At 47.0% G+C, this 15,044-nt stretch carries 9 protein-coding genes; 3 read left to right on the top strand and 6 right to left on the bottom strand.

Going from position 1 to position 15,044, the window contains the following annotated elements:
• The first annotated feature begins 762 nt into the window (after positions 1-762).
• Together ACZ2XM_RS09195 and ACZ2XM_RS09190 are read left to right on the top strand one after the other, a co-directional pair.
• Positions 763-1,035: an HU family DNA-binding protein gene (locus ACZ2XM_RS09195; protein WP_490588237.1), complete on the top strand. Its 273-nt coding sequence runs from the start codon at positions 763-765 to the stop codon at positions 1,033-1,035.
• A gap of 403 nt (positions 1,036-1,438) precedes the next feature.
• Positions 1,439-3,313 (top strand): SurA N-terminal domain-containing protein, encoded by a 1,875-nt coding sequence (locus ACZ2XM_RS09190; protein ID WP_490588236.1) that lies wholly within the window; start codon positions 1,439-1,441, stop codon positions 3,311-3,313.
• Positions 3,314-3,545: 232 nt separating this feature from the next.
• Here the strand turns inward: ACZ2XM_RS09190 and purH are convergent, their stop codons facing one another.
• From purH to mrcB, 6 genes are all read right to left on the bottom strand, one after another.
• Positions 3,546-5,126 (bottom strand): bifunctional phosphoribosylaminoimidazolecarboxamide formyltransferase/IMP cyclohydrolase, encoded by a 1,581-nt coding sequence (purH, locus tag ACZ2XM_RS09185; protein ID WP_490588235.1) that lies wholly within the window; start codon positions 5,124-5,126, stop codon positions 3,546-3,548.
• Between the two features lie 380 nt (positions 5,127-5,506).
• Positions 5,507-5,746, bottom strand: coding sequence for a helix-turn-helix domain-containing protein (locus tag ACZ2XM_RS09180; protein WP_490588538.1), 240 nt, complete (start codon positions 5,744-5,746; stop codon positions 5,507-5,509).
• Positions 5,747-6,026: 280 nt separating this feature from the next.
• Positions 6,027-7,124: a hypothetical protein gene (locus ACZ2XM_RS09175; protein ID WP_490588234.1), complete on the bottom strand. Its 1,098-nt coding sequence runs from the start codon at positions 7,122-7,124 to the stop codon at positions 6,027-6,029.
• A 189-nt stretch (positions 7,125-7,313) separates the two neighbouring features.
• Positions 7,314-8,267 (bottom strand): 50S ribosomal protein L11 methyltransferase, encoded by a 954-nt coding sequence (gene prmA / locus ACZ2XM_RS09170; protein WP_490588233.1) that lies wholly within the window; start codon positions 8,265-8,267, stop codon positions 7,314-7,316.
• A 259-nt stretch (positions 8,268-8,526) separates the two neighbouring features.
• Positions 8,527-9,399: a tetratricopeptide repeat protein gene (locus tag ACZ2XM_RS09165; protein ID WP_490588232.1), complete on the bottom strand. Its 873-nt coding sequence runs from the start codon at positions 9,397-9,399 to the stop codon at positions 8,527-8,529.
• Positions 9,400-9,565: 166 nt separating this feature from the next.
• Positions 9,566-12,076 (bottom strand): penicillin-binding protein 1B, encoded by a 2,511-nt coding sequence (gene mrcB / locus ACZ2XM_RS09160; RefSeq protein ID WP_490619000.1) that lies wholly within the window; start codon positions 12,074-12,076, stop codon positions 9,566-9,568.
• 178 nt (positions 12,077-12,254) lie between these two features.
• Between mrcB and ACZ2XM_RS09155 the strand changes: the two genes are divergently transcribed.
• The gene (locus ACZ2XM_RS09155; protein ID WP_490588231.1) at positions 12,255-15,035 is read left to right on the top strand and encodes a heavy metal translocating P-type ATPase; all 2,781 of its coding nucleotides are present in this window, start codon (positions 12,255-12,257) and stop codon (positions 15,033-15,035) included.
• Positions 15,036-15,044 lie beyond the last annotated feature (9 nt).

Here is a 15,044-nt window from a genome sequence, read left to right as displayed (position 1 = left end):
AAGTGGGGCTGGTGCGTTTATAAAGTGCCGCTTGGGTGTTAGTCTGCCATTATCTGGGTTTCTATTGATGGATTTTTTTATGGGCAGAGCCATATAATTTGACGTTTGTGCCCACGTAAGGTCATACAGTAAAAATGTAAAATCACTTGCGCAAGCGCTGCGGCCTTGCTATAACTGCTCTAACCTTATGTTTGGTTAGTGGTTTGCAGCCTTTGTACCGCTTAAATCAGACAGTATTATTAAACAAGTTCAGACACTCACGTGTCCGTTTCTAAAGTTTTAATAGTACAGTTTTGGTTGAGTAAATACACAGTGTGACCAGTAACTTAGGTAGAAAAGACTAGTGCCGTATTGCTTAATGAGTATTACTGCTACTATAAAAGCGCCAGTGCTAATAACGGATTCCTGTATACGGATGTGTATACATTGGTTACTATCCGCAACAGCCGTATAGCGTACAGCGCCTTAGTTGTAGTAGACTAAGCGGTTCTGAAGGCAAGTGAAGTCGGCTAATAGGATCTCATTTACATTATTGTTCGTCATTTTTTGGTGATAGCAGTAGTCGAGAGCCCATCTGCCTTTCACTAGTGACTTCTGAACTTGCATTTGAGATGCCGTATCGAGTGTTTAATGCCTAGCATAGACTGAAGAATTAGCTCTTAATTCAACAGGGACAGGGGTTTATATTGCCTAAATCAATTTTGGGCGATACAATACCTCACCCAAACAACTATCATAGCTACAACCTTTAAGGATACTTTTATGAATAAATCAGAACTGATTGACAACATCGCTGAAAAAAGCGGCCTAAACAAAACTCAAGCTGGTGATGCCCTAAACGCCTTTATCGAAAGCGTTGGTGAAGCTCTTGAAAATGATGACAGCATCTCACTAGTAGGCTTTGGTACTTTTAGCGTAAAAGACCGCAAAGCACGTACTGGCCGTAACCCTAAGACTGGCGATCCACTTGAGATTCCAGCCAGCAAAGTGCCTAGCTTTAAAGCCGGCAAAAACCTAAAAGATCGTTTAAACTAGAATTTGCTAAGCATTGGCATAACGTACTATCTCTAGTTTCAAAAAAGCACCTACTGATTAGGTGCTTTTTTTATGGCGGTTTTAAAGTAGGCTGCCCCACAGTAAAATTGAAAGTAACCTAAGTAAAATCGAAAGTATCCTAGTGAATTCAGGACGTTGTGGGTACAAAAGAAGCTGGCTATGGTCATAAGGTGAACAATTGCTGAAGGAGTAGGGGAATACTTTGAGTCTTCAGGTAAATTCACGTATTATATGACGTTGTCTTATTGCCCCTAAACAGTATGCCACGGACAATATAGCCATACCGCATTCAGTAAAAAGTCTCTATAGCGCTGGGCTCATACTCTCAAAAAGCTATTCGATAGATTATAAATTTTTAATTAAGGTCAAAGCAGAATTAACTATGGATAAATTGCGCGATTTTTTGAAAAGTTGGCCAGGACGTTTGCTCTTGGTACTGTGTTTGGCGCCTTTGGCCCTACTCGGTATTGAAGGCTATCTTCAAGGCAATACCGACCCTAATCAGATAGCTCAAGTCGGTGATGCTAGTATTAGCCTCAATGAGTATCAGTCAGCGGTTAATGCACGCCGTACGGAGCTGCTAGAGCAACTGCCCGATGCCAGCCTGCTCAATGAAGATGTCTTACACGAGCAAGTGCTGCGCGGCTTAATCGATCGCAAGCTCTTAGAGCAGCAGGCTAAAAAACTGGGTATGACAATCTCGGACGACACGATTAATAGACTGCTGCGTCAAGAAGAAGGCTTTAAAGATGAGTCTGGAGAATTCTCTAACGAGCGTTTTGCCAATTACTTACGTCAAAGCGGTATGACCAAAGATCAATTATTTTCGGTATTCCGTGAGCAGTTAAGCTTAGATCAGTTAAACGCTAGCATCGTAGGTACGGCAATTTATCCGATGCAAGCGGTGGATAAGATGCTGGATCTGCAGCTAGAGAGTCGCCGTGTATGGTTGCATCGTATCGATTGGCAGAGCTATGCCGATAAGGTGACAGTGACGCCGGCAGCGATTAACAAATATTACGACACCCATAAAGAGTCGTTAAAAAGCCAAGCCATGGTGGATTTGGATTATATCGAATTGTCGCCTACTACCGTTGCGGTGCCTAAAGTGACCGAAGCAGATATCCAACAGCAGTATACTGCGTATAAACAAAGCGCAGCTGGTGCGGATGAGCGTGAATTGGCACAAATCCTAATCACGGGTGATGATGCTAAGAAAAAAGCTACGGATATCAAAGCTCAGTTGGATAAAGGCGCAAAGTTTGCCGCCTTAGCCAAGCAGTATTCAGACGATCCTACCGGTCAGCAAGGCGGTGGTATTGGTCGCTTTAACCCTTCGGTCTTTGGTAATGACGCGGGAGCAGTAGAGCAAGCCCTACAGGGTCTAAAGGTCGGCGAAGTTAGTGCACCGGTTAAAACCAGTTTTGGCTATCAAATCTTTACTGTGACTAAAGACAGTGGTGCTAAAGTGCCTTCACTTGAGTCTATGCGTGAAGAGTTAACAGCGAAAGCGGCGGTGTATAAGCGTGAAACGGCTTATGCGGATAAAGTCGCTGCGGTCAATGATTTGGCGGCTGATGGCTTTAGTATGCAAGATATTGCTCAACAAGAAGGCTTAAAAGTTGCCACGTTGAAAAACTATACTAAAGACAACAATACCACTAAGTTATCGCAACCGGCTGTGGTTAATAAAGCCTTTGATGACTTTACTATCCATGACCAAGCAGTGACCACAGGTATTGAGATTGCCAATGGCACCGTGTGGGTACAGCCTAATAACTACCGTCCTGTGGCGACGCTAACGTTAGCACAGGCTACCGATAGCATTCGTCAGACCTTGGTACAGCAAGAAGCGACCAAGCTTGCAGTGCAGCAAGCACAAGCTATCGCTAAGACCATTAAAACCCCTGGCGATATTGCCAAGCAAAAGGTAGCTTTCCAAGCCTTAGGTCAAGTGACTCGCCAAGCGCCACAGTTCACTGATAAAGAGCGCGGTCTGGCCTTTAGTGAAGCCGCTCCAAAAGATGGCGTGGTGTCCTTAGTGGCTGAAACTGATGCCGGTGCTACCATTATCGTGGCAGACCCTATCCAGACGCAAAGCGAATCACCATTGTCTGAGCTACAAAAAGCAGGCACTGCGGCTACTATCCGCGATATCTTAGGGGAAGATCAATTAAAAGATTATCTTGAGTATCTGCGCTTGATTTACGACGTGAAGCTCAATGATAAAAATATAGCCAGTGCTCGCGGTCGTTAAGAGGCTATAGCGTTGGATTGAATAAGCCGTTAACTGTTAGCTAAGTTAATGACTTATTCGATTAGCAATTAGCAGCTAGAGTATGTCTTTACTATGCCGCATATTAGTTTGCGACCATAAAAAAACCACCCTAATTAGGGTGGTTTTTTTTGCTTAGTTTTTAGCAGCAGACGCTAAGTTTAGCGGTGTTCGCTCTAAACTTAGTCTCTAATAAGCTTAGTCTCTAATAAACTTAGTGTCTAAAATGACGCATGCCAGTAAACACCATAGCGATACCATGCTCATCAGCGGCAGCAATAGTCTCGTCATCACGCATAGAGCCACCCGGTTGGATGATCGCTGAGATACCGACTTCAGCTGCGTTATCAATGCCATCACGGAACGGGAAGAAGGCATCAGAGGCCATAACCGCACCAGCAGGCGTTAAGTTCGCATGTTCAGCTTTGATAGCGGCAATACGTGCTGAGTTGACGCGGCTCATCTGACCGGCACCGATACCAACGGTACGTTGGTCTTTACCATAGACGATAGCGTTAGATTTGACGTATTTCGCTACGGTCCAAGTGAACAATAGGTCTTCTAACTGCGCTTGCGTAGGCGCTACTTTGGTGACAATCTTTAAGTCATCCATAGTGATACGACCGATATCCTGCTGTTGCACCAATAGGCCACCTTGGACGCGTTTATAATCCCACTGGGCTTGACGGTTGGCAAAAGCAGGTAAGTCACCACATGTTAATACGCGAACGTTTTTCTTACTGGCAGTAATCTCTAACACGCCTTGCTCAACGCTTGGCGCGATGATAACTTCGACAAATTGATTGTCGACGATAGCTTTGGCGGCTGCTTGAGTCAATGGGGTGTTGAAAGCAATGATGCCACCAAATGAAGACTCAGGGTCAGTGCTAAATGCAGTTTGGTAAGCGGCAACTTGGTCGACATTAATGGCTACGCCGCAAGGGTTGGCATGCTTGACAATAACACAGGCCGGCGCGTCGAATGATTTAACACATTCTAAAGCCGCATCGGTATCTGCGATGTTGTTATACGATAGGGCTTTACCTTGATGCTGTACTGCAGTGGCAATAGACGCTTGAGCAGTGCTTGCTAAGTTATCTTCAACGTAGAAAGCCGCTTGTTGGTGCGGGTTTTCACCATAACGTAAGTCTTGTGACTTGCTCAATTGCAAGTTTAGCGTGCGTGCGAAAGGCTCAGGCGTTTGCGTGTCGTTGAGGCGCTGACCTAGGAAGCTAGCAATCATACCGTCATACTGAGCGGTATGCTCAAAGGCTTTTACAGCTAGATCATAACGTAGTGAGGCCGGCAAACTGCCTTCTGTTTTTAAGGCCTTTAACACACGAGGGTAGTCTGCGCTGTCGGTAACGATACCAACGTGGGCATGGTTTTTAGCGGCTGAGCGCACCATCGTTGGGCCACCGATATCGATATTCTCAATCGCATCCACCATAGTAACGTTAGGATTAGCAATGGTTTGCGCAAAGGGATAAAGGTTGACTACGACCAAATCAATACGCTCAATACCATGCTCGGCCATGATGTCGTCATCAATACCACGACGGCCTAAAATACCCCCGTGAATCTTAGGATGTAGCGTCTTGACGCGGCCATCCATCATCTCTGCAAATTTGGTGTAATCAGACACTTCTGTTACGGCGATATTCTGCTCGTTTAACAGCTTATAGGTGCCACCAGTAGACAACAGGCGATAGCCTGCCTCAATCAAGCCTTGAGCAAATTCAGTCAGACCAGCTTTATCGGATACGGATAAGAGCGCGTAGGATGGGTTGGACATAATTGGCTTCCAAAACGTAAAAAATGAGTGGGAGAGTAAAGCCCGATAGAATAGCGGATTCGGGCAGTAATTAAAATGCTAAGTCGCTCTCAGCAAGCAAACAACGGGCGATTATAGTCAATAACTGCAATATTACTCATTAACAGCTAAGCTTAGCCTGCTATTTATTAAAGCTGAAGCTCATTAGCAAGGGTCATTAACAAAGGTCACTAGCGAGGGGTAAAGCAAAATTTTCGTTAAAGCATTTTGGTTAGTTAAGGAGTGTGGATAAACTAACTAACAGCTGGCAAGAAAAATTATCATCGTGAATAAAAAAACGACTGGCCCTACAGGTTAAGATGCTAGCGGCGGTAATTGATGGCTTAAAGTCGTGGCTGCAATTAGTCTATTAAATTATAAGCCTTAAGCTTTTTGCGTAAGGTACCGCGGTTCAGCCCTAGGATGCTGGCACATTTAGACTGATTGCCTTGAGAGTGCTCAAGCGCCACCAATAACAGCGGCTTTTCAACCTGACTGAGGATTAAGTCATAGAGGTCTGAAGACGTCTCGCCTTCTAGCGCAGAAAAGTAGCGGCGCACTGCCTGCTCAACGCTCGTACTCAAAGGTAAAGCCACCGGCATTTCACCAACACTCTCTAAAGTGCTGGGCTGCAGTGAAGGATTATCCTGTGGGGTAGCGTCATGGCTCGGGTGAACGAGAGCCGGGCTGAACCCTTCTGAAAAATTGCTATGCGCAGCGCTAGAGTCGCTATTATTAGAGGTAGCTTGGACAGGATAGGCAGTCGGCAAAGCTTGAGAATAAGTCATGGAGGGGGTCGGGTCGCTAAAGGATAAAAAAAATAAGGAACGGCCCCAAGCAGCGTTAATCGTTGAAGTAACGCCTACAGGACCAGCCTAGAGATTAATAAAAAGTACTGATATCAATCCGATCAATTTTAGCATCTTTTACGGGGACTGTGAACATGATGAGCTTGGCTTGCTGGCCGATAATCATGCGTTGGGGCGGGGTGAGGTAGTCCTCAGGGCCTGCGACAAACTCACCGATTAAGTCAGAGTCACCATAGACGCTAACCTTTAGGTTGGGATAAAGCTGCTCTACATTGCTCTGATTGACCATGGCTGCCATGATATCGCTGTGGGTCGATTGTGCATTGACTTGGCTAGGACGGTGCTTAATATGAGACAAATTTAACACGGCCAAATCAGCACCTGGTAAGGAGCAGCTGGCCAACTCGCAGACGCCAGCTAGCTTACTGGCATAGGCCGGGTTTTTCACGAGGTTATCGATGTTAAAAATGACGTATTGAGCAAATAATAATAACGCTAAAATCAAACAACCCATTACCCAAAATAGTTTGGCCATTGGCGAGGGACCTGGGGCTTGACGCTGGCTGGCTCGGTCGTTTTCTAGCCGTGCATCAATCTTTGCGAGCACTTCCTCACGAGTGATGGCAGCAGGCGTAATGCTTTCTACCCCAAACTCTGACAATAAGTCGGTCAAATCACCCGCTTCTAAATCATTATTCTCTACAGACTGGGGCCCTGAAGCTGAAGAAGCAACTACGGGCAATTCTTCATCCAATAAGTCGTTAAGCCAAGCTGCATCGGCATCAGCGCTAATGTCCGCAGAAGCGTCATTATTAATAGCGGGTTGGGCTCTATGGCCACTACCCTTACTGCTGTCTGGATGGTGGGTCGCAGGGCTAGCATCGCTGCGCCAATCCATATCGCCTAGCCCATACTCATCTACTGCATGATGGCTGTCTTTACTAAAGGTAGGGCGTACGCTAGCCGCCGCTCCAGACTCAGCGTCTGCGGCTATCGTTGCCGCAGAGTCTTGATTGGTAGCAGTATCGCCGGGTTGATAGATGTGTTCATTGACTAGAAAAATACTCTGACAGTGTTTGCAGCGAGCCTTAGCCGTAGCATTGCCGACCGCTTTTTCTGGTAGTGCAAAGAGAGCATCGCAAATAGGACACTGGGTTTTCAATTGAGTCATGATTCAAATTCCATTTGCAATATCATCATACACATCTAGTTAATTCTTATAGTAATGTCACGGTAGTGTTGCGTATCGTAACAGGTATTATCCTGTGTTTCTAGCCTATAAAAATACCCGACAAGTCTAAGCGACTCAACCGCTAAAACGGCTGAGTAAGGCCACCTAAACAATAACTAAGCCCATAGCCTAGCCGATAAAGGTACCGGCTAAGCGATGCCAATGCATATCTTCTTGTTTGGGGAAGGCATGGCGTTGGTCCAGATTAAAGTAAGGCTGATAAGCGGCCGTCACATCGTCAATTTGCGTTTCAATCAAGCCTGCCAAGACAATTTGCGCGGCGGGTTTGGCCAACGTTGCAAAGTAAGGTGCCAACTCCATCAGTGGCTTAGCCAAGATGTTGGCGACAATCATCTCTACCGGCAACACGTCATTATTGGCACAATACTCAGTGAATTCATGCGGTAAAAAAGCGGTCAAGCGGTCTTGGACGTTATTGCGTTCTGCATTTTGGTTGGTAGCTAAAACGGCTTGCGGGTCAATATCCACCGAGAGCACTTCTTTAGCGCCTAGTAATAGTGCACCAATACCTAAAATACCTGAACCGCATCCGTAGTCGATGACCGTCTTGCCCGCTAGGTCTTGCTCCGTCAACCAATCTAGGCACAAGCGCGTCGTAGCATGGTAGCCCGTACCGAAAGCTAGGCCAGGATCCATAATGATATTGGTCGCTTCAGGCTCAGGTGGGGTAATCCAGTTTGGCACTATCCAGAGATTATTCGCGCAAGGGATAGGATGGTAATGACTCATCCATTCACGCTCCCAATCTTTATCCTCTAAAGAAGTCAGCCATACGCGCGTAGCTTGGGTCTGAGTCGCAATATCTTGGCCTAAGGCTTCAAAATTTAGCGCAGCGACAGGATTAGCATCGCTAGCTGCACCTTGGTCATCGTCGCTTAATTGAAAGATAGCCGTGAGGACCACGTCATCCCATAAAGGCGACTCGCCTGGCATGGGCTCAAATAAAGGCTGATCGCCAGCATCTTCTAATACGATAGAAACGGCGCCTGCCTCGAGGAATAAAGCCTCGGCTAAATCGACTTGTGATTTTTCGCATTGGATATGTACTTGCTGCCAAGCCATAGAAGTTCCTTAATAAATAGATTAAATAAAAAAAGACTAAAAAAATGCTAGGTTAATAAATATAGAATAACTGTAAAAGGTAATGATCAAAGGGTGTTTAAAAAGTAACGGCGAATAATCGCTAGCCACGCGCATAAAACAAGCGCATAAAATAAGCACCCTGAGAACAACGAATCAGCATAAGCTGGGACTTATGCTGACCATTAATAGGCTAAAAATATTAGTTTGGGCAAGCTGGGCAAAAGCAATACAAAAGGATTTAGCGTAAAGCCTTAGAGGCTTCCGAGACCACGCGAGCGTTATTCTGCATCTGTCCTGAGCGTAAAATCAACTGCCATAAAGCCCGGCGGCGAGTCGTATCTTCAGCGACCACCAATCCTCTGCGTGCCATCGCTTCCGCTTTTTTAGGTTGGTTCTTTTTTAGCGCGACTTGGCTAAGATAGAAATAGACCGCAGAAGAGCGAGGCGCTAGTCTTTGCGCGCGGGTAAATTTACTTTCAGCAGCAGTGAGACGGTTGGCTTTTAGGTCCGCTATGCCACTGTTCATCAACTGGCGAAAAGCAGGTAAATTATCGCCATTACTTGCAGAGGAAGGCTGCGTCTCAAAACCCGATTGGCTGTTTTGACGGGCGCGCTCTAGTAAAGCATCACGGGCGGATTGCGTCGGCTGGGTAGGGGTATTAATGACCGGTACAGGGGGTAAGCTCGGTGTCTCATAAGTCGGTAGCTTAGGTGGATTGGTAATCTCAGGCAGGCTAAAAGGCGACTCATGCGTGCTATACCCTTCGTTATGGCCTGATGTCGTGGTAGTCAAAGGGTTTTCTGATGCGACGGTAGCGGGGCTGTCAGTGACCCTAGGCACACTCTGGGTCATAGGCTCAGCAGGAGCCTCCAACGACGGTGTTGGTTTAATCACAATAGTTTGCGAGGTTTGCGTTTGCGCTGTTGTAGTGTGCGTGGACGATTGTGAGATAACTGCGGTATCTTCAGGAGGCGTCGTCATCATGCCCGTACTTGCCGAAGTCGCTGCTTGCGGACTGCTCGGTACAGACTCACAAGCTGTTAACCCCATCAAGCACATGCCCATAGTGGCCACCCATACCGAGCGTGATGATAGCAAATCCAACAACATAGCATTCCTTTTTAGTAAACTATACCGCAGCTATTAAGCCGTGAATAAACGATAAAAGTAGAGATAAAGCGTCAATTATAAACCATGCAGCGACCAAGGGTTAACTAATACTCGCGATTAACTCATAAAGCCGCTGTTCAACTAAAAAATAAGGTTAGGAAACGGTTTAAAACCACTCTAACGCTTTATCATACCAAGTATCGGCATTAGGATTGGACTCAGCAGGGGCTTCATCGTTACCCCCCTCATTAGGGCCGGCATTATTCTCTCCATTATCCGTTGTAGTTACTCGGCTATTCGGAATAGGCAAGCCTTCTTGACGACGCTGACGCATCATACCTTGCTGCTGTTGCATCCATTGCATTTGCTCACGGGCACGCTCTTCTTCATACATATTGATGGCACAAGTACTGGCTTCTTCCGGTATATGAGCCGACATGACGGGCAAGTAACGCGCGTTCGCACAGTTTTCATTTGATAGCTTACCGGAGTTATTTTCTAACCAGAGCCACTCAATACCTTCAGGCTGCGCCATAGTGACCGGGGTAAGCTTCAGGCGATTCATATAATCGACCCACACCGGTAATGCGCCGCTGCCACCACTCAAGCCGATTGGCTTATTGTCATCACGACCGACCCACACCACACTCACGTAGTTGCCACTGTAGCCGGCGAACCACGCATCACGATAGTCATTGGTAGTCCCGGTTTTACCAGCAAGATTAAGGTCACTGCCTAACGACTGCAGGCGCTTAGCGGTACCTGATTTGACGACTTCTTGCAGAGCATAGTTGGTCAAATAGTTGGCTTCAGGCGGGATACTGCGTTCAGTATTTAACCCAGAGCGCTGTAGCACTGCGCCGCGATTATCTGACACCGAGCGAATACTATGGATAGGGGTACGGAAGCCACCAGTGGCAAACACCTGATAAACACCGAGCATGTCCATAGGGCTTAGATTCACTGAGCCTAGTAATACAGAAGGATACTCAGGGATTTTTTGCTTAACCCCCATCCGGCGCAGTTGCTCAACGAAAGTACTAATGCCAAATTCATTGCCAAGACGCACGGCACTTTGGTTATACGATTGTGCTAAGGCGGTGGTTAGGGGGACATAACCGTGATCACGACCATCATAGTTGCGCGGTGTCCATTTCTCACCATTGCTTAGATTGATGGTAATAGGCGAATCATCGACTGAGCTGGCGAGGTTATAGCGGCCGCTTTCTAACGCCGTCATATAAATAATAGGTTTTAATAGTGAGCCGACTTGACGCTTGGCATCAACAGCACGGTTAAAGCCGGTAAATTCGCTGCCACTACCTACGACAGCGACCAGCTCGCCTGTTTCTGGGTTAGCGCTGACTAAGGCGCCTTCTAAATTTTCGGCTTTTTTATTGTTTTTACGCAGCTCTTTTAGTTTTCTATCCACCGCGTTATCGGCAGCCATCTGGGCAATAGGGTCGAGGGTACTGATAATTTTCAGCCCTTCGTTCTTTAAGTCATCGGCATAATAGACGTCATTGAGCTCACGTTTCACGATGTCTAAGAAATCTGGGAAGCGACTCTTGCCCACGCTAGGTTTTTCAATGACTTTAAGCGGTTGTTTTACGGCAGCATCATACTCTTCCTGCGACAGCTTACCCACAACTTGCATATTGCTCAGTACCACATTACGACGTGCTACAGCATTATCAGGATAACGGCGGGGGTTGTAAACGCTAGGGCCTTTGGCGAGACCCACTAAGAAGGCTTGCTGATCCGGGCGCAGCTCGCTCAACGGCTGATCAAAATAAAACTGTGAGGCGAGCCCAAAGCCATTAATTGAGCGTTTACCGTTTTGGCCTAGGTAAATCTCATTGAGATAAGCTTGCAAGATTTCATCTTTATCGTAGTGCAGCTCAAGCAGCACCGCCATTAACGCTTCGTTTACCTTACGTTTGAGAGTACGGTCTGAATTCAAATAGAAGTTTTTAATCAGCTGCTGCGTGATGGTCGAGCCACCTTGCATGGAGCCACCTCTAAAGTTATTCACGACAGCACGGGCGATACCACGCACTGAGACCCCTTTATGCTCATAAAAGCCACGGTCTTCAGTAGCGATGAGGGCGTCAATAAGCGGTTGCGGCACATCAGAGAGAGCAGTGACGATACGGTCTTCATTATTATCGGGATAAATACCACCGATACCGACTGGCTCAAGGCGAATAATACCTGATTCTGTCGCTACCGTACTTTGAATATTTTTGACTTTATTGCCGCTAATAGTCAGCTTAATGATTTGTTCTTTATCATTGTCAGTAGCGTTATAACTAAAGCCACGCGTGTGAATAAAGTAATTTTGGCCTTTTTTGGAAAAAGTACCCGTGCGATCATACTTGCTATCACTACGGTAGTTGAGAAGCTCAAGCCACGTATCAATCGTGCTCGACTCTATTGCCGCGCCTTGATAGAGCTCTAAAGGCTGTGAATACACTTTGGCAGGGATATCCCAGCGCTTGCCTTCAAACTTACTGGTAATCGTGCGGTCCAGTTTGAGCAAGTAAAGCGTCACAAACACTAAAGCTACGATTAGGATGATCAATAAGACCATGCTAATCACCACCCCACGTTGCGAGGTCGGTAAAGGCTGGCGTGGGTGTGGGGCGCGAGAAGAGGGCGTAAATTTGCTTTGCACAGGCAGGATACCAATCTAAAAAAACTGACTCATAATGACGTAAAACACCAAAATTTTCAATCCATCATTGTGGAAAGCCTATGGAATGGGTCATGGGCGCCTAGCGATGCTATACTAAGGCGCGTAATAAAAGTGCGCCATCATTTAGATAAGGTAACTGCTAGATAAGGTAACTGCCGTGCAAGAGAGTCAAGCAACCGAATATCCTGAATATCACGAAACCAGTTATTCTTTAAATGAAGGTCTGGTGTTGCCGAAAGCAGGGCATTGCTTTCACTGTGGAGACCCGGTGCCCAAGCCGCCATTTTTTAGTGAAATCTTAGGCGAGCGCCGTGAGATGTGCTGTCTCGGGTGTCAATTGGCCTCGCAAAGTATCGTGGAGGCGGGGCTAGAACAGTACTACTTAGACCGCTCTGAGATTAACCGTACCGCCAGTCTGCCAACAGAGATGACGCGCCTGCAAGCCTATGACCACGACGATATCAAAAGCCAATTTGTCTATCAGCAAGAAGGGCTTTCGGTAGCGGAACTGTCTGTGAATAATTTGCGCTGTGCTGCTTGTACTTGGCTGATTGAGTCACGGTTAGATGAGCTGGATGGGGTTAATAAATGCCAAGTCAATTTGACCAATCAACGAATGCGAGTGATTTGGGACGAAGACAAGCTGCCCATCAGTCAGGTCTTAGCGACTATCGGCGAGATAGGCTATGAGGCCAAGCCTTATCGTCAAGACAGTCATGAAGCCATGCTGGCACGGCATAATAAAAAAATGTTGCTGCGTTTGGGAATTGCCGCTTTAGGCGCTATGCAGTCGATGATGTATGCCGTAGCGCTTTACTTTGGCGAGTATGGTGAGATTTTAATCAACCAACGCGACTTTTTACGTTGGGTCTCGTTATTCGTCAGTATTCCCGTCTTCTTTTATGCCGGTATTCCTTTTTTTACCTCAGCTTGGTCAGCGGTACGGGCGCGGCAAGTCAACATGGATGTGCCGGTCAGCGTAGCCTTGATAGTGACCTTTTTTGCCAGTCTGTATGCCACTATCACAGGGTCAGGGCAAACCTATTTTGATTCGGTCAGCATGTTTATCTTCTTCCTGCTGGCAGGCCGCTATATCGAACATAATGCGCGCCTTAAAGCGGCTACTATGGCCAATGATTTGGTGGTCATCGAACCTGTCCTAGTACAAAAAGTGGCTAGCGATACGGAGGCAGCTAACCAATTAATGACCGCTATCAACGCCATACAAAGCCCCTCTGGATTTCTGCATAATGAATTACCTGCTGCGACCAAACAAGAAACTGCGCGAATTGCTAGCAAGCTACAAGCACACTATCGGTTAGGTGGCAAAGCGCTAGGAGGCAAGGAATTAATTGCTGATAAGCAAAACCTTGTCAATAAAATGGCTAATCAGCAAGGGGTAGACGCCAGCCCAGCATTAGCTATTAATGAGACCATGATTACCGCACAAGGTCTGCAAGTTGGTGATATCGTCATGGTGGCTGCGGGTAGCGAGATTATCAGCGACGGTATCTTGTTAAGTGAGACAGCCACCGTTTCGCAGAGCCTATTAACCGGCGAGGGCGATTTAATCGTGAAGCAGCAAGGCGATTATGTCGTGGGGGGCTCACAAAATGACAGCCAGCCTTTCTACATGCTAGTCACGGCGTTGGTAGAAGACAGCCAAATTGGGCTAATCGATCGCTTGATGAATCGAGCGATGAGCGAAAAGCCCAAGATTGCGCAGAAAGCGGATGAGCTGGCGCGCTGGTTTGTGGCGCGGATTCTAATTTTGTCAGTGCTGGTATTTATTGGCTGGTATCTGGTCGACCCAAGCCAAGCCATTTGGGCCACGGTAGCAGTATTGGTCGCTACTTGTCCTTGTGCGTTATCGCTGGCCACACCCATTGCGCTCACGGTCGCGACCAACAGGCTGGCAAGCTATGGGTTTTTAACCACTCGTGGTCATACGCTGCAGACTTTAGCTGAGATTACCCACGTCGCTTTCGATAAAACCGGCACGCTGACCAATGGCAAGCCCAACCTATTAAATATCGAGGTGCTAGAGAGCGCTCAGCAGTCTGATGAAGAACTGCTCGCTATCGCCGCAGCTTTGGAGGTGGGCAGTCGCCATCCTGTCGCGCATGCCTTACTGACCGCAGCGTATCAAATGCATTTACCGGCCACGGCAGAGCGACTGAATTATCCTGCTGGTGGGGTCGAGGCGATCGTAACGACGGCTTCGGGACAGCATACTTATCGTATCGGTCATTTTGAGTTTGCCGTCGACTATGATGAGCAGACGCTTGCGCAAGCTAGCATCCGTCCTGATTTACTAGTCAATAGAGCCAGCTCAGCGGTAGTGCTATCGGTTAAGTCAGATTCAGCGGCAACTGGCCTATGGCAGCCGCTGGCTTTCTTCTATTTTAATGACAGCGTGCGCGATACCGCCAAAGACTTAATTGAGCAATTAAAAGCTCGCAACTTGCACCCTGTGATGTTGACCGGTGACCCCAGTCCGCAAGCCTTAGTATTGGCCCAAGAGCTGGGTATTGCAGAAGCCTACAATGGCTTATCTCCCTCGGATAAAGTCACCCATATCCAGCGCTTACAAAAGTCAGGCGCACGGGTGTTAATGGTCGGGGATGGAATCAATGATGCTCCGGTATTGGCTGCTGCGGATGTGTCTTCTTCGATAGCAGGAGCAGCAGATCTTGCGCAGGTCTCCAGTGACAGCGTCATCTTAAACGGTAGAATCTCAGCCATTAGTGATGCCAAAAGGGTGGCTGATAAAAGCCAAAAAATTATCAAACAGAATTTTCGTTGGGCGTTGTTCTATAACTTTAGCGTGTTACTGCCTGCGGTATTTGGTTACGTACCGCCTTGGCTCGCGGCTATTGGTATGTCATTAAGCTCATTGTTTGTGGTGCTAAATGCCCTGCGTTTAAAAAGAGCCTAAGAGAACTGA

The organism is Psychrobacter sp. CoH-33_TS_01 (genome assembly GCF_058189395.1).
The sequence above is the reverse complement of the archived record's forward strand: the minus strand, read 5'-3'. Positions and strand labels throughout refer to the sequence as shown.

Bases quoted from the DNA above. Each gene is read 5' to 3' on its own strand.
- ACZ2XM_RS09175 (WP_490588234.1), bottom strand. From the start codon at position 7,124: ATGACTCAATTGAAAACCCAGTGTCCTATTTGCGATGCTCTCTTTGCA.
- ACZ2XM_RS09180 (WP_490588538.1), bottom strand. From the start codon at position 5,746: ATGCCGGTGGCTTTACCTTTGAGTACGAGCGTTGAGCAGGCAGTGCGC.
- purH (WP_490588235.1), bottom strand. From the start codon at position 5,126: ATGTCCAACCCATCCTACGCGCTCTTATCCGTATCCGATAAAGCTGGT.
- ACZ2XM_RS09190 (WP_490588236.1), top strand. From the start codon at position 1,439: ATGGATAAATTGCGCGATTTTTTGAAAAGTTGGCCAGGACGTTTGCTC.
- prmA (WP_490588233.1), bottom strand. From the start codon at position 8,267: ATGGCTTGGCAGCAAGTACATATCCAATGCGAAAAATCACAAGTCGAT.
- ACZ2XM_RS09195 (WP_490588237.1), top strand. From the start codon at position 763: ATGAATAAATCAGAACTGATTGACAACATCGCTGAAAAAAGCGGCCTA.
- ACZ2XM_RS09165 (WP_490588232.1), bottom strand. From the start codon at position 9,399: ATGTTGTTGGATTTGCTATCATCACGCTCGGTATGGGTGGCCACTATG.